This window comes from Collinsella sp. AM40-7AC, assembly GCF_003468125.1.
Taxonomy (GTDB): Bacteria; Actinomycetota; Coriobacteriia; order Coriobacteriales; family Coriobacteriaceae; genus Collinsella; species Collinsella aerofaciens_O.
The window spans coordinates 96,486-117,293 of record NZ_QSGK01000003.1 but is presented as its reverse complement, the minus strand read 5'-3'; the positions used below and the strand labels follow the sequence as shown (position 1 = coordinate 117,293).

17 protein-coding genes and 2 tRNA genes are annotated in these 20,808 nt (G+C 60.8%); 18 read left to right on the top strand and 1 reads right to left on the bottom strand.

Annotation, left to right across the window (positions count from 1 at the left end; translation table 11 throughout):
* Positions 1-140 precede the first annotated feature (140 nt).
* The 5 genes from DW892_RS03600 (at position 141) to DW892_RS03580 (ending at position 3,408) form a co-directional block, all read left to right on the top strand.
* On the top strand, positions 141-548 hold the full coding sequence (locus DW892_RS03600) for a hypothetical protein (protein ID WP_117765737.1): 408 nt from the start codon (positions 141-143) through the stop codon (positions 546-548).
* Positions 549-587: 39 nt separating this feature from the next.
* Positions 588-977, top strand: coding sequence for a helix-turn-helix transcriptional regulator (locus tag DW892_RS03595; RefSeq protein WP_117758172.1), 390 nt, complete (start codon positions 588-590; stop codon positions 975-977).
* Positions 974-1,426, top strand: a complete 453-nt coding sequence (locus tag DW892_RS03590) for a hypothetical protein (protein ID WP_117765735.1) — start codon at positions 974-976, stop codon at positions 1,424-1,426. Before DW892_RS03595 ends, DW892_RS03590 begins: the two co-directional genes overlap by 4 nt.
* A gap of 335 nt (positions 1,427-1,761) precedes the next feature.
* Positions 1,762-2,268 (top strand): hypothetical protein, encoded by a 507-nt coding sequence (locus DW892_RS03585; RefSeq protein WP_117765733.1) that lies wholly within the window; start codon positions 1,762-1,764, stop codon positions 2,266-2,268.
* A gap of 147 nt (positions 2,269-2,415) precedes the next feature.
* The gene (locus DW892_RS03580; RefSeq protein ID WP_158561595.1) at positions 2,416-3,408 is read left to right on the top strand and encodes a PLP-dependent transferase; all 993 of its coding nucleotides are present in this window, start codon (positions 2,416-2,418) and stop codon (positions 3,406-3,408) included.
* A 225-nt stretch (positions 3,409-3,633) separates the two neighbouring features.
* On the opposite strand, the gene DW892_RS03575 is transcribed toward DW892_RS03580, so the two are convergent.
* On the bottom strand, positions 3,634-3,981 hold the full coding sequence (locus DW892_RS03575; protein WP_117765729.1) for a winged helix-turn-helix domain-containing protein: 348 nt from the start codon (positions 3,979-3,981) through the stop codon (positions 3,634-3,636).
* A 193-nt stretch (positions 3,982-4,174) separates the two neighbouring features.
* On the opposite strand from DW892_RS03575, the gene DW892_RS03570 reads away from it, so the two are divergent.
* From DW892_RS03570 to DW892_RS03510, 13 genes are all read left to right on the top strand, one after another.
* Complete coding sequence (locus DW892_RS03570) at positions 4,175-5,686, top strand: IMP dehydrogenase (RefSeq protein WP_117765727.1); 1,512 nt, start codon at positions 4,175-4,177, stop codon at positions 5,684-5,686.
* A 262-nt stretch (positions 5,687-5,948) separates the two neighbouring features.
* The gene (gene leuS, locus DW892_RS03565) at positions 5,949-8,525 is read left to right on the top strand and encodes a leucine--tRNA ligase (protein WP_117765725.1); all 2,577 of its coding nucleotides are present in this window, start codon (positions 5,949-5,951) and stop codon (positions 8,523-8,525) included.
* 249 nt (positions 8,526-8,774) lie between these two features.
* The gene (gene rimP / locus DW892_RS03560) at positions 8,775-9,269 is read left to right on the top strand and encodes a ribosome maturation factor RimP (protein ID WP_117765723.1); all 495 of its coding nucleotides are present in this window, start codon (positions 8,775-8,777) and stop codon (positions 9,267-9,269) included.
* 1 nt (position 9,270) lies between these two features.
* Positions 9,271-10,518: a transcription termination factor NusA gene (gene nusA, locus DW892_RS03555; protein ID WP_006234042.1), complete on the top strand. Its 1,248-nt coding sequence runs from the start codon at positions 9,271-9,273 to the stop codon at positions 10,516-10,518.
* A gap of 91 nt (positions 10,519-10,609) precedes the next feature.
* Positions 10,610-13,324, top strand: a complete 2,715-nt coding sequence (gene infB / locus DW892_RS03550) for a translation initiation factor IF-2 (RefSeq protein WP_089571695.1) — start codon at positions 10,610-10,612, stop codon at positions 13,322-13,324.
* 11 nt (positions 13,325-13,335) lie between these two features.
* A complete protein-coding gene (gene rbfA / locus DW892_RS03545) occupies positions 13,336-13,746 on the top strand; it encodes a 30S ribosome-binding factor RbfA (protein WP_006234038.1) in 411 nt (136 codons plus the stop codon).
* Complete coding sequence (locus DW892_RS03540; RefSeq protein WP_099431635.1) at positions 13,739-14,782, top strand: bifunctional oligoribonuclease/PAP phosphatase NrnA; 1,044 nt, start codon at positions 13,739-13,741, stop codon at positions 14,780-14,782. Before rbfA ends, DW892_RS03540 begins: the two co-directional genes overlap by 8 nt.
* Positions 14,783-14,797: 15 nt before the next feature.
* Positions 14,798-15,730: a tRNA pseudouridine(55) synthase TruB gene (gene truB, locus DW892_RS03535; RefSeq protein ID WP_117765721.1), complete on the top strand. Its 933-nt coding sequence runs from the start codon at positions 14,798-14,800 to the stop codon at positions 15,728-15,730.
* Positions 15,727-16,734, top strand: a complete 1,008-nt coding sequence (gene ribF / locus DW892_RS03530; protein ID WP_233546797.1) for a riboflavin biosynthesis protein RibF — start codon at positions 15,727-15,729, stop codon at positions 16,732-16,734. The genes truB and ribF overlap by 4 nt, the downstream gene beginning before the upstream one ends.
* Complete coding sequence (gene dnaG, locus DW892_RS03525) at positions 16,727-18,835, top strand: DNA primase (protein WP_117765719.1); 2,109 nt, start codon at positions 16,727-16,729, stop codon at positions 18,833-18,835. Before ribF ends, dnaG begins: the two co-directional genes overlap by 8 nt.
* Positions 18,836-18,945: 110 nt before the next feature.
* A complete protein-coding gene (rpoD, locus tag DW892_RS03520; RefSeq protein ID WP_117765717.1) occupies positions 18,946-20,295 on the top strand; it encodes an RNA polymerase sigma factor RpoD in 1,350 nt (449 codons plus the stop codon).
* 281 nt (positions 20,296-20,576) lie between these two features.
* Positions 20,577-20,651, top strand: a tRNA-Asn gene (locus DW892_RS03515).
* A gap of 34 nt (positions 20,652-20,685) precedes the next feature.
* Positions 20,686-20,760: transfer RNA gene (locus tag DW892_RS03510), tRNA-Asn, on the top strand.
* Positions 20,761-20,808: the final 48 nt, after the last annotated feature.

The window sequence follows — 20,808 nt, the reverse complement described above, 5'->3', positions numbered from 1 at the left end:
CATACTTCCGGATTGAGCACTACTTGGTTGGATTGTTTATCGATTTAGGGCTGCGGATTCTAGCTTATACCTTGTTATTTGTATTTAAAGAGATACACTTAACTTATAAGTTAAGTGTATCTAGAAATGGGAGGTGGCCTTTGGTTGAAGGATATGATCTTGTCGAATATGGGGATCCCAAGGGCCGTCCGTTTTGGGAGCTGACGACTTCTCCCGATAACTCTCAATTTCAGAAGATGATGTCAGATCCCAAACGGAAATTTGCCGCCCGTAAAATGATCGACCAGATTTCTAAAATCTATGATTATGGGTTAAAAGTTGCGAGTGGTACCTCAAAGATGCGATGTATTGATTCTAAGATCGGCCTCTATGAACTTAAGGGGTTTGACGGGGCAAATCGCGAGATGATTTATGCCGTATGTCAGGGCGTAGACAAAATCGTTCTTCTATTTTGGTTTAAGGGGCATCAAGGGTCGGGAAATATCAGTAAAGAAATTGAGCCGGCCAAGCGGTTAGCCGTAATTGCGTGTCAGCTTCTGGAGCCTTGAAGCTGGCATATATGCCTGGCTTTCGAAACGGAGAACACAATGAATAAAGTAGATTTATCTGATTTTTACGCCGATACAGAAACCAGCGAAACACGCGCTTATGAACACGCGCTAGATATCGAGTTTATTGTTCATCGCGAGATGAAGCGTCTGGGTTTAAGCAAAAGCGATTTGGCAAAGCGTATGGGCGTGAGCCTTCAGTCGCTTTCGAAGCTGTTGAATTCTCAGCCCAATATGACGCTGAAGACGATCGCTAGGTTCGAGCTTGCTTTGGGTATCAATATCGTTCCTAAGGTTACCGTTAGCTATTCTAAAGAGCTACCGTTTCTTTCATCCAACAATTTCGTGCGAGAGCAATGGTCTTTTAGGAACGAGCGTCCGTCCTCGCATGTGAATCTCGAGATGATTTCCGGAGGTTTGGCAGCATGAGTGGGGATTTTATTGCTCCGATTCAAGTCGTTCATTTGTTCGTCGTTGACTCCGATTTCCATATCGAGGATTCGCCCTCGGATAACATGGAATTAAAAGTTGACGTTAGCTACCAAGATGTCCATCTTTCGAAAAAAGGTAATGATGCACGCGCAAGTCTAAAGATGTGCGTAATTGGCAGCCTCCTTGACAGAGACGAAGGTGCACAGGAGAAGATGCACGCTGGCGTTACAGTATCCATCTCGGTTTCAGCGCAAATGCCAATGAACTCTCCCGATGACGAGGCGCGTCACTACCTTCTTTCAAATGCTATTTCGATGGCATATGCCCATGCAAAGAGCTATTTGATGGTTGTTACTGGACTTTCACCCATGGGAGCGCTTACATTGCCTGCCATTCTCCCTGCAGAGCTGTCAGCAGATTGCGATGTGCCTTTTCAGAGCGAATAGCATTTCCTCGATGAATCTAAGTCGAATGAGTTGCCGCTCTCACATCCTCTAAAAAGTTCTTAAAACAGCCTTAAAGGCGCCTTGGCTCGCTTTTACAGCGTACAATACGCATGTTTGACTATGGCAAAAGTAGATTTTTGGGGAGGGGGAACGCCGTGGAAGTGCTGGTTGTTGGCAACACCGCATATGTTGACGATGACTTTTGCTCCAAGGCGTTCCCCGGCGACCATGTGTAGGTCGTAGCCGCGCAGGACGCGCGCCGCGATGAGTCGTCGCCCCATGCTTCGTGGAAAGAGCTCCTCCAGCACCTGGACCAGGCCTACGAGTTTGAGCGCGTGGTCTACCTTTCTACCTACCTCACCCCGCATACCGTGACTTTTGGCGACATTGGGCTGCTGCGCTCGGTGTTTCGTGCCTGTATGGGACGCAATGTGCAGCTGCTGTTTATTGCGGGGCCCGCGGGTGCAGAGGGCACCACTGGCGGATGTGACGACGACGCCACGGCCGCCAGTGGGGCCCAGACGGGCAAGGGCATTATCGCCCGCGCTGCCAACGACCTGTGCCGTTACTATGCATCGCGCGACGGCATCCAAGCCAAAGTCCTGCGCGTGCCGTATCTGTATACCGCATCGCCGGCATTAACCGACCCATTTTTGATGCCGTTGTTCGAGGCATGCTCGGGCGGGTCGGTCGCGCTTCAGGGTGCGGCAGATGCGCCGTTTCCCCTGCTGTGTGCCGAGGAACTCGCGGTGTTGGTGCATCGTATCTTTGACAGCTGGGATGCCAACTTTGAGATGCTCGACGTTGCAGACGCTTTTGGCCACCCGAGGCCTATGGCGTGACCGTTGACGCTCCGGGTGCGAGCGTGACCTATCACACGCTCAGCATCTAGGCGTTTCGTCGCCTATCGGCGCTATACTGCAGCCGTTGCCCACGATGCGGGGAACACCCGCATCGTGGGTTTTTTGCTTATGAAGGGACGGTGCCGCGTGGACGTACAGCAGCTAGAAGAGGCCTGGGCTGCAAGGGCCGGCGCGCGTGAGGCGCGTCTTGCTGCAGCGCCGCATGTGCCGGCGGCGCTGTCTCTGTTGGGGATTGTACGTCCCGGCGATCGCCTGGTTGCGTTTGCCGATGACTTTGCCGATGCGTTTGCGCGCGGCTTTGAGTGCTGCGACGTGGCTATGGTGGAGGAGCCGTCGGTTGCGGCGTTTACTGCTGCGTCCGAGGGCTTTGATGCTTCGTTTGAGGTCGAGGGGCCGCACCTGTGGTGGTTCGTCAACTCTATTGGTGGGTTTGGATTGCGCGTGCCCGATCTGCGCGCGTTAGGACGTGCCGCGCGTGAGGCTCATGCGCTGCTCGTGGTGGATAACACCGTGGCTGGTGTCTTTGGGTGCGATCCGTTGCGCTTGGGTGCCGTGCTGTCGCTCGAGGCACTTGACCGCGTGTGCGCCGGTGAGGCTCCGCACAAGTTGGTTGCCATATCGGTCGCGCGCTCGCAGCTCAAGCGCCATCGTGTGGATGCTGCTGCCGAGTGCGCGCATGCTCTGCTTGAGGGCTGTGGCTTGGTCAAACTTGATTTGCCTGCTGATGAGGCCGGTGTGCTGGAGCGCGGGCTGGACTCGCTCGATGCCCGCATGCAGGCACATTTCGACCGCGCACGTGCGCTGGCCGAGTACTTGGCTGCCAATGAGATGGTGCACGCCGTGCGCTATCCTGGACTGAGCTCGCATCCCGACCATGCGGTTGCAACTGGAATCCTCGAGCACGGCTTTGGTCCGGCAGTTGAGTTTGACCTTATCGAGCGCAGTGCGGGCGATTTGTTCGATGCTTTGCCGGGGGAGTTTCGCACATCGCCCGCCGGCGGCGCAACGACGCGACTCTCTGCTCCGCGCGGCAAGCAGGGGAGCACCATTCGCCTCTTCGCCGGTACCGACGACCCCCTGGTTGTAGCGTCCACCCTGGACAACGCGCTCCGAAAGTAACTAATCGGGGTGTGTGTCACGAAAACGGCCTATTTTCTACGTTTAAGCCATAGGGGTCGACCATACCCGCCTATTTCGAAAAATGCCAAGCTGTCTACCAGCGGTTTTATTTTCATAATGTCCGGTATGGTCGAGGGTATTCAGCTAAACGTAGTAGATGGGCCCGTTTTGTGGCACGAGCCTCAATCCGAGGGCACGGTGGACAACAATTCAGTCCCAAAAGGACTACTCTGCATTGATGCTGGCGATGAGGTCGTTGGCTTTGGTGGCGATGACGTTGTTGATGTCGGCCTGCAGCTCCTCGTAGGCCGCTATGGCGCGCTCGCCGGCGGGGGTGAGCGATGATCCGCGGGCTCCGTCGCGCTCGATGAGCTTGCAGCCCAGCTGGCCTTCGGCCTCGTTTACGATGCGCCAGGCCTTGGAATACGCCATGCCCATGCTCTTGGCGGCACGGTTGAGCGAGTGTTCGTGGGCAATACCCTGCAGCAGCAAGACGCAGCCGTGGCCGAACACGCCCGGTAGGTCTTTGTCGCACGCTTGAATGACCAACTTTGCCGTCGTCTTGTACTTCATACGCTCCACGTCTCCCCGCTAAAGTGTTTGCTGGGCAAACGCAAAGCCTGCGTCAAACCCTCGTGTGCTCTTCTTAAATCATGCATTGTAGCAGTCAAAGTGCGTTAAGATACTTCCCCAGTATTGGGCGCCCAAGGTTGGGCTGGGTCCTACGAGGCCTGCAGCCGACCGGTCGCATGGAAAAAGGAGAAACATGGCTACGTTCTTTCCCGGTGAGTCCCACACGTTTTCGGAGTATCTGCTGGTTCCTGGTTACTCGTCCTCGCAGTGCATCCCCAACAACGTCTCTCTTAAGACGCCGCTAACCCGCTTCAAGCGCGGTGAGAAGCCGGCAATCACCCTGAACATCCCCATGGTTTCCGCCATCATGCAGTCCGTCTCGGGCGTCGACATGGGCGTCGCGCTCGCTACCGAGGGTGGCCTGTCCTTCATTTACGGTTCTCAGACCCCCGAGTCCGAGGCTGCTATGGTTAAGGCCGTTAAGGATCACAAGGCTGGTTTCGTTCAGTCCGATTCCACGCTGACCCCCGACATGACCATGGAGCAGGTCATCGAGCTCAAGGAGAAGACCGGCCACTCCACCATGCCGGTCACCGACGATGGCACTCCCAAGGGCAAGCTCCTGGGCATCGTCACCAGCCGTGACTATCGCCCCAGCCGCGATGACCACCAGAAGAAGGTCTCCGAGTTCATGACCCCGCGCGAGCAGCTCATCGTGGGCGACAAGAACATCAGCCTCAAGGTTGCCAACGACGTCATCTGGGACAACAAGCTCAACGCTCTGCCCATTGTCGACGACAACGATCACCTCATGGGCATCGTCTTCCGCAAGGATTACGACAGCCACAAGACCAACCCCAACGAGCTGCTCGACGGCGATAAGCGCTACATGGTCGGCGCCGGTATCAACACCCGCGACTATGCCGAGCGCGTGCCGCTGCTTATCGAGGCCGGTGCCGACGTCCTGTGCATTGACTCTTCCGAGGGCTTCAGCGAGTGGCAGAAGCGCACCATCGAGTGGATCCGCGCTAACTACGGCGAGGACGTCAAGGTCGGTGCCGGTAACGTCGTCGACGCCGAGGGCTTCCGCTTTTTGGCCGACTGCGGTGCCGACTTCATCAAGGTCGGTATCGGCGGCGGCTCCATCTGCATTACCCGCGAGACCAAGGGTATCGGCCGTGGTCAGGCCACCGCGCTGATCGATGTCTGCCGCGCTCGCGACGAGTACTACGAGGAGACCGGCGTCTACGTGCCCGTGTGCTCCGACGGCGGTATCGTCTACGACTACCACATGACGCTCGCCCTTGCCATGGGTGCCGACTTTATGATGCTGGGCCGCTACTTCGCCCGCTTTGACGAGAGCCCGACCGAGCGCGTCAACGTTAATGGCCAGTACATGAAGGAGTACTGGGGCGAGGGCTCTGCGCGCGCCCGCAACTGGCAGCGCTACGACCTGGGCGGCGCCGCGAAGCTCAGCTTCGTCGAGGGCGTCGACTCCTACGTCCCGTACGCCGGCTCCCTCAAGGACGGCGTGGGCGGCACACTCTACAAGGTCAAGTCCACGATGTGCAACTGCGGCGCCCTCTCGATCCCCGAGCTCCAGGAAAAGGCGCGCCTGACCCTGGTCAGCTCCACCTCCATCGTCGAAGGCGGAGCCCACGACGTCGTAGTCAAGGACTCCCAACAGAGCGTAACGTATCGATAAGATAAGACCTGCACATAAAGGTTGAGCCTCAACCACGTTATTTAGATAAAGCGAGATGCCTGCAAGTCGCAGGCATCTCGCTTGTTGTATTTGCTATCATCAGTCGAGTTAACGATGTGGCGGGGCGTTCTTACCTTTGCTCGCTGCAAGTTCCGCACGAGCCGAAGAGCACTTAATGTGCTCTTCGTGCGAGCAGGACTGTCCGCAGCAGCGAGTAAAGGTAAGAACGCCCCGCCCCAACCCAGCTAACAAAGGAGCTGATATGTGCGATTGCACAGATCATAAGGATGAGATCCCTGCCTACGACGCGCAGGCCATTGAGTCCCGGTGGATGAAGGCCTGGGAGGACTCCAACCTCTTTGCCGTCGACACCGACGACAGCAAGCCCAAGAAGTATGTGCTCGAGATGTTCCCGTATCCGTCGGGCGACCTGCACATGGGCCACGCGCGCAACTACACCATCGGCGATGCCATGGCCCGTCAGGCCCGCATGCGCGGCTACGACGTGCTGCACCCCATCGGCTTCGATGCCTTTGGTCTGCCCGCCGAGAATGCCGCCATCAAGCACAACACACAGGCTGCCGCCTGGACGTATAAGAACATGGACCAGGCGCTCGCCACGATGAGGCGCATGGGCTTCTCCTACGATCTGGATCGTACCGTTAAGACCTGTAGCCCCGACTACTATCGCTGGGGTCAGTGGATCTTTGAAAAGATGTGGGAAAAGGGTCTGGTCTACCGCAAGAAGAACCCGGTCAACTGGTGCCCCACCTGCAAGACCGTTTTGGCCAACGAGCAGGTAACCGAGGGCAAGTGCTGGCGTTGCGGCACCGAGCCCGAGAAGCGTGACCTCGAGCAGTGGTACTACAAGATCACCGACTACTCCCAGGAGCTGCTCGATGACCTGGAGAAGCTCCCCGGCTGGCCCGAGCGCGTCAAGCAGATGCAGGCCAACTGGATCGGCCGCTCCGAGGGCGCCGAGGTCGACTTTACCCTGTGCGACACCGATGGCGAGCCCATCGAGGGCGACGAGGGTAAGATCACCGTCTTCACCACGCGCGCCGACACGCTCTTTGGCGTTTCCTTCTTTGTCCTGTCTCCCGAGTACGTGCGCCTGCACGAGCTCGTCGAGGGCACTCAGTACGAGGAGGCCGTCACCAAGATCGTCGAGGACTCCAAGCATATCTCTGCCGTCGAGCGCGCCCAGGGCACCCTCGAGAAGCACGGCGCCTTTACGGGCCGCTACGTGGTAAACCCCGTCAACGGCGAGAAGATCCCCGTGTGGGTTGCTGACTATGTCGTTGCCGACTACGGCACCGGTGCCGTCATGGCCGTTCCCTGCGGCGACCAGCGCGACTTTGAGTTCGCCCGCAAGTACGACCTGCCTATCGTGCCGATCATCCTGGACGATGAGGATCGCGCTGCCGTCGAGGCTAGCGGCGAGACCATCGACACCTTCCATGCCGAGAACGTCGACTGGGATTGCGCCCACGCTGCCGAGGGCACGCTCGTCCAGTCGGGCAAGTACACCGGCATGCGCGGCGGCAAGCACTCTGAGGGCGAGGCTGCCATCGTGGCCGACCTCGAGGCCATGGGCTGCGGCCGTCGCAAGGTCGAGTTCCGCCTGCGCGACTGGCTCATCAGCCGTCAGCGTTACTGGGGCAACCCCATCCCGGCCATCCACTGCGAGCACTGCGGCATCGTGCCCGTGCCCGAGGACCAGCTGCCGGTGACGCTGCCCGAGAACCTGGACCTGGGTGCCGGCGAGACCCTCGCCGAGTGCAAGGAGTTCTACGAGACCACCTGCCCGGTCTGTGGTCGCCCGGCCAAGCGCGAGACCGATACCATGGACACCTTCACCTGCTCCAGCTGGTATTACCTGCGCTATACCGACCCGCACAACACCGAGCTGCCCTTCTCCCGTGAGGCCGCCGATCGTTGGATGCCCGTCGATAACTACATCGGCGGCATCGAGCACGCCATTTTGCACCTGCTCTACAGTCGCTTCTTTACCAAGGCGCTGCGCGACCTGGGCCTGCTGAGTGTGGACGAGCCCTTCACTAACCTGCTGTGCCAGGGCATGGTCAAGGACGAGAACGGCGACACCATGTCCAAGTCCAAGGGCAATGTCGTGCCCCCGAGCTCGGTCATTGAGCCCTACGGCGCCGACACCATGCGTCTGGCGATCCTGTTTATCGCCCCGCCCGAGAAGGACTTCGACTGGGATCCCAAGGCCGTCGAGGGCGCCAACCGCTTCATCAAGCGCGCCTGGCGTATCGTTTGGCAGCTCGTCCAGTCCGGCGACGCCAACGTGGCCTTCGACAAGTCCGCGCTCGACGAGGTCGCGGTGAAGCTCTATCGCGAGCGTCACCGCACCATCGCCAAGTGCACCGAGGACTTCGATCGTGGCCAGTTCAACACCGCCATCTCGGCCGTCATGGAGCTCGTCAACGCGGCGAGCGCCTACCTCAACGCCACCGAGGGTGCCGCCCGCGACACGGCGCTGTGCTACGGCGTGGCTAAGGATATCGTGAGCGTCCTTGCCCCCATCTGCCCGTTCTGGGCCGACGAACTGTGGCATGAGGCCCTCGGCTGCGAGGGCAACGCCTACACCGCCGCCTGGCCCGAGTTCGACCTGGCCGAGTCCATCGAGGATACGGTGCAGATCGTCGTCCAGGTGCTCGGCAAGGTCCGTGGCCGCATCGACGTCGCCCGCGACGCCTCCAACGAGGAGATGCAAGCTGCCGCTGAGGAAGCCGTTGCCAAGTGGCTTGAGGGCAAGACGGTCGTCAAGGCCATCTGCGTGCCCGGCAAGCTGGTCAACCTGGTGGTCAAATAAGCTCTGCGCGCTTAACTGACGCATAAAAGACGAGGGACGATCCGGTTGGGTCGTCCCTCGTTTTGTTTAGCCTGGCCGCGGTCAATTGTCCTATTCTTGTGGAGAAGCTGTGCGCACGCTGACCTGCAGATTCGTACTGTGCTTGCACGTTTTCGCAGCTATTGCTATAGTTTGCTTGCAAATGAAGTTGTAATTGAAAGAAGTGGGGTTTCGGCCCCGCTTCTTTTTTGTATGGATGGAGGTGCCGCAATGGTCAAGACTAAGACCGAGCAGGCGATCATCGATGCGCTCGAGGCCGTCGCTCCCCAGCACGATGTCGACATCGTCGACGTCGAGCTCGTGGGTGCCACCAAGGCCCCCTGCGTGCGCGTGCGTATCGAGGGTGCCGAGGGTCAGAGCCTGTCGCTCAACGACGTCACGGCCAATACCAAGTGGATCGGCGACGTGATTGAGGAGCTCGACCCCATCTCTTCGAGCTATACGCTCGAGGTATCGAGCCCGGGTATGGCGCGCCCGCTGCGCCGTCCGCGCGACTTTGCCCGCTTTGTGGGCGAGGACTGCGAGCTCACCTCCACCGCCACCGAGGGCCGTCGCAAGTACGCCGGCAAGATTGCCGCCGCCACCGAGACGAACGTGACCCTCGAGCTCGAGGACGGCGAGTCCGTTACCCTCGATTTTTCTGATGTTAAAAAGTGCAAGTTGAAGCCCACCTACGACTTCAAGCCCGCGAAGGAAGGAAAGTAAGATGGCAGCATCCGACATGATGTCCGCCCTGATGGAGCTTTGCCAGGAGAAGCACATCGACCAGCTCTACCTGATCGACCGCCTGGAGCAGTCGCTCGCCAAGAGCTATGCCGAGATCCTGCATCTTGAGTGGGGCGCTAAGGTGACCATCGACCGCACCACCGGCAAGATCTACGTCTACCGCCTGGAGCCGATCGACGATTCCATGGACGAGGAGGGCAACTTCACCGAGTTCGAGGAGATCGACGTCACCCCCAAGAACACGAGCCGCATCGCTGCCCAGCACGCCAAGGCCGAGATCAACGCCATCGTGCGTAACTCCGCCCGCGAGCAGATCTACGAGGAGTTCTCCGGCCGCATCGGTGACCTCATCAGCGGTACCGTGCTGCAGTCCACGCCCGACTTCACGATCGTCAAGATTCGCGAAGGCGTCGAGGCCGAGCTGCCGCACTTCGATCAGCGTCGTTACGAGAACGAGCGCAACGAGCGTCCGATGGGCGAGCGCTACCTGCACAATCAGCACATCAAGGCCGTGATCATCGACGTTCGCGACCCCAACTCCAACCTGCAGCCGGTTCGTGGCGAGCACAGCCGTCCGCCGATTGTCATCTCCCGTACCCACCCCGAGCTCATGCGTCGTCTGTTTGAGCAGGAGGTGCCCGAGATCTATGAGGGCACCGTCCAGATCAAGTCAATCGCCCGCGAGCCCGGCCAGCGTTCCAAGGTTGCCGTCCACTCGCTCGACGACCGTCTGGATCCCGTGGGTGCCTGCGTCGGCCCCAAGGGCAGCCGTGTTCGCGCTGTCGTGGGCGAGCTCCGTGGCGAGCGCGTCGACGTCATCCTGTGGGATGCCGATCCTGCCGTCTACGTCGCCAACGCCCTGTCGCCCGCTAAGGTCACCCGCGTCCTCATCGACGAGGAGAAGGCCTACGCCGGCGTCATCGTCCCCGACGACCAGCTGTCCCTCGCCATCGGCAAGGAGGGCCAGAACGCCCGCCTCGCCGCGCGCCTGACCGGCTGGCACATCGACATCAAGTCCGAGACGCTTGCCGCCGACATCCTCAAGAACGTTCCCGTTCACGAGGAGCCCGCCGCCGACCTGATCGGTGACGAGGAGGACGAGGACGTCCGTCGCTGCGAGTACGTGTCCGAGGACGGCATCCAGTGCCGCAACCAGGCCCGTCCCGGCTCCCGTTTCTGCGGTGTCCACGACACCGACGCCTTCGATGATGCGGAGGACCTGATCTAGCGCGCGGTCGCGCCGGGCGGGTCCCGGCGCGTCTCCCACGCTCGTTCAGTCTCTAGGCACCCAAGGTGCCAGAAAGGGTAGGTGAAGTCATATGGCAAAAGTCCGTGTGTCCACCCTGGCCAAAGAGTTCGGCATGACCTCCAAGGAACTGATGGGTCATCTCGCCGATATGAAGATTCCCGCTAAGTCCGCTTCCTCCACCTTGGAGGACGCCTATGTCGCCATGGTCCGCAAGCAGCTCGCCTCGGTGATCGAGGCCCGCGCTCAGGAAGTCGAGGCCGCCAAGCAGGCCGAGGAGCAGGCAGCTGCCGCCGAGGAGGCCGCACGCGCCGCCGAGGCCGAGCGTGAGCGCATCGCCGCCGAGAAGGCACGTGAGGAGGAACGCCGCCAGTTTGCCGCAGCCCAGGCTGCCGAGGAGGCTGCCCGCGCCGAGGCCGAGGCCAAGAAGAAGGCCGAGCAGGAGCGCCTTGCTCGCGAGAAGGAGGAGGCTGCCCGCGAGGCCCAGCGCCGCGCCGTTCCCGCTTCCGACTCCGGTTCGCGCTTCCGTTCGCTGCTCGACCAGATCGCCGCACAGGAGACCGTGCTCAAGGAGAAGAAGGACGCCGAGGACAAGGCCAAAGCCGAGCGCGCCGCCGAGCGCGGTAACCGTCGTGGCGGCAACAACGACCGCCGCGGTGGCCGTCGTAACGATCGTAACGCCTCCGACAACAACTCCGAGCGCAACGCCTCCGAGAGCCGTCCGCACAGTCATCGCACCAACGCCAGCAACAACGTCGCTGCCGGCATGGACTTCCCCAACCCCGACAAGCAGGGCAAGGGCAAGAAGCGCAAGGGCGGTCACAACAACGAAGAGGACCACTATAGCCGTATGGCTCGCGAGGCCGAGGAGTACAGCCGCGAGAAGGTACTCGAGGAGGCTCGTGCTGCCGTCGAGGAGGCCTCTCGTGAGTCCACCGGTCGCCGCAAGAAGCGCAAGGAGAAGCGCGAGCGCGAGGCTGCCAAGGCTCAGGAGGAGCGCAAGATAGAGGAGGCGTTGGCCCAGGGCGTGAACCCCGAGGAGCTCGACGCCATCAAGGTCTCCCAGGGCGTTACCGTCCAGGAGCTTGCCGAGGCACTCGACGTTCCGGCCAACGACATCATCAAGCGCCTGTTCCTGCTGGGTACGCCGCTCACCATGACGCAGTCCATGTCCGACGACCTCGTCGAGCTCGTCGCCGACGACCTGGGCCGTCAGATCAAGATCATCACCCCCGAGGAGGAGAACACCTTCTCGTTCTACGACGATCCCGCCGACCTTAAGCCGCGTGCCCCGGTCGTCACCGTCATGGGCCACGTCGACCACGGTAAGACGTCGCTGCTCGACGCCATCCGTCACACCGGCGTTGCTGCCGGCGAGGCGGGCGGCATTACGCAGGCTATCGGCGCTTCGCAGGTCATGATCAACGACCGCAAGATCACCTTCATCGATACTCCGGGTCATGCCACCTTTACGGCCATGCGTGCCCGTGGCGCCAAGGTGACCGACATCGTCATCCTGATCGTCGCCGCCGACGACGGCGTCATGCCCCAGACGGTCGAGTCGATCAACCACGCCAAGGCCGCCGGCGTACCCATCGTCGTCGCCGTCAACAAGATCGATAAGCCGGGAGCCAACCCCGACCGTGTGCGTCAGGAGCTCACCGAGTACGGCGTCATCCCCGAGGAGTGGGGCGGACAGAACATGTTCGTCAACATCTCGGCCAAGCAGAAGATCGGTATCGACGACCTTCTGGAGACCGTGCTGCTCCAGGCAGACGTGCTCGAGCTCAAGGCTAACCCGGACACCTTTGCCTCGGGCAACGTCCTCGAGGCCAAGCTCGACAAGGGCCGCGGCTCGGTCGCTACCGTGCTCGTGACCCGCGGTACCTTGCACGTGGGCGATACGCTGGTCGCCGGCCTTACCTACGGCCGCGTCCGCGCCATGCTCGACCCCAAGGGTCGCGCCGTCACCGAGGCCGGTCCCTCCGACGCCGTCGAGATTCTGGGTCTGCAGTCCGTGCCCAACGCCGGCGACGAGTTCCGCGTGTTCGAGGACGAGCGCGAGGCTCGCGCCCTTGCCGACGAGCGTTCGCTCAAGGCCCGTATCGAGGAGCAGAGCCGCGTGAAGCACGTCACGCTCGAGAACCTCTTCGAGACCATTGCCGACGCCGAGGTCAAGGAGCTCAACCTGATCATCAAGGCCGACGTCCAGGGCTCTATCGAGGCCCTTCAGGATTCGCTCGACAAGATGGATCAGTCCGAGGTCCGCATCAACACGATCCACTCCGCCGTTGGTGCCATCAACGAGACCGACGTCGTCCTGGCCGACGCCTCCAACGCCATCATCATCGGCTTTGGCGTCCGTCCCGACGGTAAGGCCCGCTCCGCCGCCGAGCGTGAGGGCGTCGAGATCCGTTGCTACGACGTCATCTACAAGTGTCTCGAGGAACTCGACGCTGCCCGTATCGGCATGCTTAAGCCCACCGAGGTCGAGGTCTCCACGGGTACCGCGACCGTCCTGGACACCTTCAAGGTGCCCAAAGTCGGTATCGCCGCCGGTGTCCGTGTCGAAGAGGGCGAGATCGCCGCGACCGATTCCGTGCGTCTGGTGCGCGACGGCATCGTGGTCTTCAACGGCAAGATCGCCTCGATGCGCCACTACAAGGACGAGGCCAAGAGCCTCAAGAGCGGTTCCGAGGGCGGCATTGGCCTGGAGAACTTCCAGGACATCAAGCCCGGCGACCAGATCGAGGGTTACCGCATCGACCAGGTTGCCCGTACCGAGTAGGGGGTAGCGCTATGAAGCAAACGCAGGCAACCCGCCGTCTGGGCGAGCAGCTTCGCGAGAAGCTCGGTTATATCCTGCTCTTTGAGGTTTCCGATCCGCGTCTCGACCTGGTTACTTTGACCGCGGTCGAGGTCGCGGTGGACCGTTCGTTTGCGCGTGTGTACGTGTCGTGCGATGCGAGCCGCTACGACGAGGTCATGGAGGCGCTCGCAAGCGCCAAGGGCCGTATTCGCAGCCTGTTGGCTCGCTCGCTCGATTGGCGTGTCACGCCCGAGCTCGATTTTCGCATCGATCGCTCGACCGATGAGGCCGAGCGCATCACGCGTGCGCTGGAAAACGTTCCCGCCACGCTTGCGATCGAAAAGGACGAGGACGGCTATCCGATAGCGGATGCCGCCCAGGAGGCAGCTTTAGATGACTAATTCCGCCGACCTCGCCTCGTGCGAGTCTGCAGATATTCAGCGACGCATCCTCGAGCTCATCGAGGGTGCGTCCTCCATTGCGATTTCGGGACACACTTCTCCCGATGGTGACGCCCTGGGCTCCGTGTTGGGTCTGGGCCTCTCGCTTATGAAGTTTTTTCCCAACAAGGACATTGCGCTGCTGTTGGCAGACGATGACCCGGTTCCGCGTATCTACCGCTTTATGGAAGGCTCCGATCGCCTGGTACCGGCATCTGCGTATACCGGCAATCCGGACCTGTTCATCTCGGTGGACGTGCCGGTCGTCGAGCGTCTCAATAATTCCGCCGAGGTGCTTCGTCGCTCCAAGCATGTGGTGTGCTTCGATCACCATCCGGCGCGCGAGGAGTTTGCCGAGCTCAGCCTGAGGCGCGTCGAAGCTGCAGCCTGCGCCATGATCATCGACCGCTTCTTGGACAATTGCGGCATTGTCGCACGTGATGGCGTTGCAACCTGCCTGCTGTGTGGCTTGGTTACCGATACCGGCCGTTTTCAGTACCAAAACGCCGACGCCGCCGCGTTCCATGCAGCCTCGCGTCTGGTTGCCCACGGTGCCGATCCGGCGCGTGTGGCACTCGAGGTCTACCAGAGCATGCGCGTTGAGTTTTTGCATCTCAAGTCCATCGTTATGGGCCGCATTAAGACGGTGGCCCACGGGCGCGTCGCGTATAGCTACGCGTACCAGAGTGACCTTGAGGCGTGCGGTGTCACCTCGGATGAGTGCGACGGTCTGGTTGACGTGGTGCGCTCGGTGATGGGCGTCGAGGTCTGTCTGTTCCTGAAGGGCATTGAGGGCGATACCAAGGTGCGCGGCAACCTGCGCTCCAAGGGCGACCTCAACGTGTCCGAGATCGCTGCTGCCTTTGGCGGAGGCGGACATCCCGCTGCCGCCGGTTTCTCCAACAACGGAACGATTCTCGAGACGCTCACCGTGGCACTTCCCATGCTGGCCGAACTGGTAGGGGAGGATCCCGCTTCGGTGACTGTCGAGCTTTAACTTTTTGGATGGTACATGGCTCGTCGTACGCCTTCTCAACTGAATATGCTGCTCGCCGTCGATAAGCCGGTGGGCTGCACGTCCCACGATGTGGTCTCGCAATGTCGGCGCGCCCTCCATGAGCGTCGCGTCGGCCATGCCGGCACGCTCGACCCCATGGCATCGGGTGTCATGGTGGTGGGTGTTGGCCAGGCTGCTCGTTTGCTGGGCATGCTAACCCTCGATACCAAAAGCTATGTCGCCGACATCTCGTTTGGCGCCGAGACCAATACCGATGATGCGGAGGGCGAGGCGGTCCGCACGGTGGCTATTGCCAACGAGCTGCGCGATCCTGCCTATGCCCGTGAGCGCTTGGCGGCCATGCTGGGTCCGCAGATGCAGGTGCCGCCGGCGTTTTCGGCTATCTCGGTCAATGGCGTTCGCGCCTACAAGTCTGCTCGCGAGGGCAATGCGGTGGACCTACCTCCGCGCCCCGTCGAGGTCTATGCCGCCGACCTGATCGCCGTGGGCGGCGAAGGTGATACGTGTGTGTGGACCGTGGCTTTCTCGGTGAGCAAGGGCACCTATATCCGTGCGCTCGCTCGAGACTTGGGCCGCGCCTGTGAGAGCGCCGCGCACATTTCCGCGTTGCGCCGCACGGCCTCCGGTGTTGTTTCCATTGGCGCTTGTCATGCGGTCGAGGAACTTTCCCCCGAGTCCGCGGCTGGCTTTGCCCTGGATCCCATTGCGGCCCTGGGCGCCACGCGTGTTGACTTGCCTGGCAATCTTGCCGATGACCTGCTCTGCGGCCGACGCATTCCCGTTGAGCGTGCGCTTGCGGATTTCGATGCCTCGAAGGCGCCGTTTGCGTTGGTGCTCGATGGGGGACTCAAGGCGCTCGCCCGCATTGAGAGTGGCCGCTTTGTCATGGAGCACGTGTTTCCGCAGGCAATCGGCGGTGTTCGATGATGTTGTCCGCTCGCGAGCTCGCGCGTATCTTTTTCGCGGGCGAGTCGGACGAGGCTCGCATCGTTGCTGCCGATGCATTTGATGAGTGCGAGCACTTGGGTGCTGCCTCCATCGCCATCGGCGTTTTCGATGGTGTGCACCGTGGACACCAGGAACTCATCGAAGCGCTTGTCTGTGATGCCCGTGCCCATGGCTGTAAGGCGGTCGTGGTTACCTTCGATCCCGACCCGGACGTCGTGGTGAGCCCTTCGCCCGCTCAAAAATTGATGACGACGGCCGACCGTCTGCATGCCCTGGCTCAAACCGGGGTCGATGCGGTGGTGGCCGTTCCCTTTACGCCTGAGGTTGCGGCGCTTGACCATGTTGATTTTCTCTCGCTGGTGTCGCGTCTGGTCGACATTCGATCGATTCGCGTTGGCAGCGACTTTAGGCTGGGTCGTGGCGGTGCTTCTGGTGTTGCCGAGATGCGCGCCTGGGGTGCCGAGCGCGGCGTTGACGTATACGGGCACGACTTGCTTTGCGAGGGCGGTGAGGCCATTTGCGCCACCCGCATTCGTCATGAGCTGGGACAGGGCCATGTGGAGCTTGCTGCTGAGTTACTCGGCCGCCCGTATATGGTGCGCGGCGGTGTTATTCGCGGCCGTCACGAGGGTTCTGGCATGGGCTTTCCCACGGCAAACCTACATGTTCCCGACGGCATTCAGGTGCCTGCCGATGGCGTGTATGAGGGCCTGGTGCTGGTCAACGACATCGTGTGGCCCGCTGCCGTTAACGTCGGACTGCCGCCGACGTATGCTGACGATGCGGCATCTGCGCATCTCGAGGCCAATTTAATTGGTTATACGGGCGACCTGTATGGCGCTTCCGTTTCGCTGGCGTTTACGCGCTGGCTGCGTCCGTCGCGCGTGTTCGATTCGCTGGATGAGTTGATCGCGACCGTCGAGGGTAATATCGAAGATATTCGTCACAACTTGGGCGAGCAGGGGGTGAGCGTCCGTGATTAGCGATGAGGAAAAAGACCAGGTCCGCGCTGCGTCCGACCTAGTTGCCATCGTGCAGGAAACGGTTGAGCTCAAGCCCCGCGGCCATGAGTTTTGGGGCTGCTGCCCCTTTCATGGCGAAAAGACGCCGTCCTTCCACATAATCCCTGCCACGCAGGTGTGGCATTGCTTTGGCTGCGGCGAAGGCGGCGATGTCTTCACCTATATCATGAAGCGCGAGAACCTGAGCTTTCCCGAGTCAATCCGATATTTGGCCGATCGCGCGGGTATTGAGCTGCATGACACCGGAGATCGCCGCGAGCGCGGTACCAAGCGTGCCCGAATCTACGATCTGTGCGCCGAGGCCGCCCAGTTCTACCACACCATGCTTATGCGCGGTAAGGACGGCCGTCCGCGCGAGTACTTTGCCAGCCGCGGCATGGGTGGCGACGTCTGCCGCCGCTACTGCCTGGGCTTTGCACCGGGCCGCAACGCGCTGGTGTCGCACCTGTCCCAGGCGGGTTTTACCCCGCAGGAGATGATCGATGCCAACGTTGCCGTGAGCCGCGGGCGCGGGCAGCTTGCCGACCGCTTCTACGACCGCGTGATGTTCCCCATCTTTGACGAGCAGGGTCACAACATTGCCTTTGGTGGTCGCATCATGGGTGACGGCCAACCCAAGTACCTCAATACCGCCGAAACGAGCGTGTTTCATAAAAAGCGAAACCTCTACGGCTTTAATTGGGCCAAGGAGTTTATCGTCGCGCAGGATACCGCCATCGTGGTGGAGGGCTATACCGACTGCATCGCCTGTTGGGAAGCGGGGATTAAAAACGTTGTCGCCACGCTGGGCACCGCGCTCACGGAGCATCACGTCAAGACGCTCACCCGCTTTGCCAAGCGCATCGTGTATATGTTTGACGGCGATGCTGCCGGTCAAAAGGCCGCTCGCCGTGCGATTCAGTTTATCGAGCAGGATTCGATGGACCTGCGCTGCGTGGTGCTGCCCGACGGCAACGATCCCATGGAGTTCATCACGGCGCACGGCGGAGAGGAGCTGCAGGCGCGCATCGACGCGGCCGAGCCGCTCATGGACTTTGTCTACCGTTCGCTGCAGGAGTCGAGCGACATTACCACGCCGGGCGGTCGTGCCAAGGCGCTCGAGGATGCGCTGACGCTCATCTATCCGCTGCGCGATAGCTACATGATCGATACGTACTTTATTCAGATTGCCGATCTACTGGGTTTGGATCTGGAGACGGTGCGTGCGAGCTCGGGCCGCGTGTTTCGCGATGTCGCCAAGCGCGAGGATGCGGAACGACGTCGTGAGCAGAACTATGAGCGCCAGCGGGCACAGGCCGAGCGCTCTGGAAATGCGGGCGGTCGGGCATCGAGTTCTCGCGATGCCGGTCGCGGTGCTTGGGCATCGGGCGCGACTCCGGCCGTAGCGGCGCCGGTCGAGGAAGAACCGTACGACTACGTCCCGCTCGATGCCTACGGTGCCGCGCCCGTGGAGGTCGTTGACGACTTGCCGCCGATCGATGTGCCTGATGATATGGGCGCTGCGCCTGTGGCTGATGGTTCGAGCGCATCGGCTGCGGCGGCGCCGATGGTTTTGACCGATCTAGAACGCAAGTCCTTGGCAGGGGAGCGCGAGCTGCTGACCATGCTCACGAGCTACCCCGACCTGTTCCGCACGTATGCCGACCGCATCTGCTCCATCGAGTGGGTTGACCCACGTCACGAGTCCATCGCATGGGCCGTACTGGCGACGCCCCCGGGCACCGATCCTGCGACCTGCATGGATGCGGCGCGCTCGGTGTGTCCCGAGGCGGCAACGCTTGTGAGTGCCGGGCGCATCTCGGCGACGAGCAAGCACCCCACCGAGACGAACATCGTGTTTATGCTCGATACGCTCGAGCTCTACACCATCAAGCGCCGCATGCGTGCCGCACAGGCCAAGCTGCGCCAGGATCGTTCGCTCGACGATGAGGCCCGTCGCGCGCTGACCGTGCAGGCCGCGCGGGATTCGCAGCGTCAACGCGAGCTGCAAAAGTCGATCGGCGGCGTGGCGGACCCGTTCCGTTTGATCGGCTTGGAGGCCGCAGGCACCGAACAAGCCTAGATGTTGTGGTCAACCAGCGTATTCTCGCCTATATCCAGTTCTCTTTTTGGGTATAGACGTCAATGTGTGTGCTAAAGTATTGAGTCCTGTGGACTATGAAGGGAGAATCTGTGCCAAAAAAGACTGAGAGCACGGGTACTGGGCTGGAATCCTACGTTGCAAAGCTCATGGGCAACGGCTCAAACAGGACTTCGGTAACCGAGGACGAGATTCAGGTCGCCCTGAAGGATATCGATGTTTCTGACGAGCAGCTCACCGCGGTGTATTCCGCGCTGCGCAACAGCGGCATCCAGATTATCTCCGCGAGCGGTAACGACGACGCCCCCATGGACGTCGACGATGACGATAACGATACCGATACCGACAATTTCGATGACGACGACGAGCACGATTCCGGCTCGCTCGACGATCACGAGCTCAAGATGGCCCGTCAGGCCGACGCCGAGATGGGTTCTTCCAAGAGCAAGAAGAAGCGCACCGTGCGCACGTCCCGTTCACGCTCGCGCGTGCGTGGCATCGATGCCTCCACGGTGATGCTGACCGGCGACCCGGTCCGTATGTACCTCAAGGAGATCGGCAAGGTCGACCTGTTGACCGCCTCCGAAGAGGTCGATCTGGCCATGAAGATCGAGGCCGGTCTTGAGGCCACCGAGAAGCTCGAGGCTGCCGAGGCGGGCGAGCTCGAGCTCACGCGTGCCGAGATGCGCCGTCTGACCCGTATCGAGAATGTCGGCCTCGAGGCCAAGCAGGCTCTCATCAGCGCAAACCTGCGTCTGGTCGTCTCCATCGCCAAGCGCTATGTTGGCCGCGGCATGCTGTTCCTGGACCTGATCCAGGAGGGCAACCTCGGTTTGATTCGCGCCGTCGAGAAGTTCGACTACCAGAAGGGCTTTAAGTTCTCCACGTACGCCACGTGGTGGATTCGTCAGGCCATTACGCGCGCTATCGCCGACCAGGCCCGTACCATCCGTATTCCCGTGCACATGGTCGAGACCATCAACAAGCTCGTCCGCGTGCAGCGTCAGCTCCTTCAGGACCTGGGCCGCGACCCGACCCCCGAGGAGATCGGTGCCGAGATGGACATGAGCGCCGACCGCGTCCGCGAGATCCAGAAGATCTCGCAGGAGCCCGTGTCGCTCGAGACCCCCATCGGCGAGGAAGAGGATTCCCAGCTGGGCGACTTCATCGAGGACTCCCAGGCCATCGTTCCGCCCGATGCCGCCAGCTTCTCCATGCTGCAGGAGCAGCTCACCCAGGTGCTCGATTCGCTTGCCGATCGTGAGCGCAAGGTTATCGAGCTGCGCTTTGGCCTTGTCGACGGACATCCCCGTACGCTCGAGGAAGTCGGCCGCGAGTTTGGCGTCACGCGCGAGCGCATCCGCCAGATCGAGTCCAAGACCCTGGCCAAGCTCCGCCACCCGAGCCGTTCGAGCAAGCTGAAGGACTATATCGAAAGCTAGTCAAGCAAGAAGCGCCCTCAAGCACATCCGCTTGGGGGCGCTTTCATGTAGCCGTTAGGGACGTTCTTGAATGACTAGTCGTTTAACACTCATTGGGGACAGACTTAAATGAGTGCCCGCAAAATGAGAGTGAACCTGGCAGTTGGGGACGTTCATTTTTTGCCGGCACTTTGGGACACTCCTTGCCGCAACGGTTGGGTCGGAAAATTTCTTAAAAAAGTTCTTGCCCTGAGCTGATTCGTCCGTATAATAAACTTCGTTGCTTGAGAGCACGCACCTATTCCTCGGTAGCTCAATGGTAGAGCACGCGGCTGTTAACCGCGCTGTTGTAGGTTCGAGTCCTACCCGGGGAGCCAGAATTTTCCAGCCCTTTCCGTTGGGCTTTTAAATTCCTCGGTAGCTCAATGGTAGAGCACGCGGCTGTTAACCGCGCTGTTGTAGGTTCGAGTCCTACCCGGGGAGCCAGGTTGTTAAACCCGTCGCTTTTGCGGCGGGTTTTTTTCATGCCGCGAT

Excerpts from the sequence above, each read along its gene's own strand:
- DW892_RS03595 (WP_117758172.1), top strand. The coding sequence starts at position 588 with ATGAATAAAGTAGATTTATCTGATTTTTACGCCGATACAGAAACCAGC.
- DW892_RS03590 (WP_117765735.1), top strand. The coding sequence starts at position 974 with ATGAGTGGGGATTTTATTGCTCCGATTCAAGTCGTTCATTTGTTCGTC.
- DW892_RS03575 (WP_117765729.1), bottom strand. The coding sequence starts at position 3,981 with ATGAAGTACAAGACGACGGCAAAGTTGGTCATTCAAGCGTGCGACAAA.
- DW892_RS03570 (WP_117765727.1), top strand. The coding sequence starts at position 4,175 with ATGGCTACGTTCTTTCCCGGTGAGTCCCACACGTTTTCGGAGTATCTG.
- leuS (WP_117765725.1), top strand. The coding sequence starts at position 5,949 with ATGTGCGATTGCACAGATCATAAGGATGAGATCCCTGCCTACGACGCG.
- rimP (WP_117765723.1), top strand. The coding sequence starts at position 8,775 with ATGGTCAAGACTAAGACCGAGCAGGCGATCATCGATGCGCTCGAGGCC.
- nusA (WP_006234042.1), top strand. The coding sequence starts at position 9,271 with ATGGCAGCATCCGACATGATGTCCGCCCTGATGGAGCTTTGCCAGGAG.
- infB (WP_089571695.1), top strand. The coding sequence starts at position 10,610 with ATGGCAAAAGTCCGTGTGTCCACCCTGGCCAAAGAGTTCGGCATGACC.
- rbfA (WP_006234038.1), top strand. The coding sequence starts at position 13,336 with ATGAAGCAAACGCAGGCAACCCGCCGTCTGGGCGAGCAGCTTCGCGAG.
- DW892_RS03540 (WP_099431635.1), top strand. The coding sequence starts at position 13,739 with ATGACTAATTCCGCCGACCTCGCCTCGTGCGAGTCTGCAGATATTCAG.
- truB (WP_117765721.1), top strand. The coding sequence starts at position 14,798 with ATGGCTCGTCGTACGCCTTCTCAACTGAATATGCTGCTCGCCGTCGAT.
- ribF (WP_233546797.1), top strand. The coding sequence starts at position 15,727 with ATGATGTTGTCCGCTCGCGAGCTCGCGCGTATCTTTTTCGCGGGCGAG.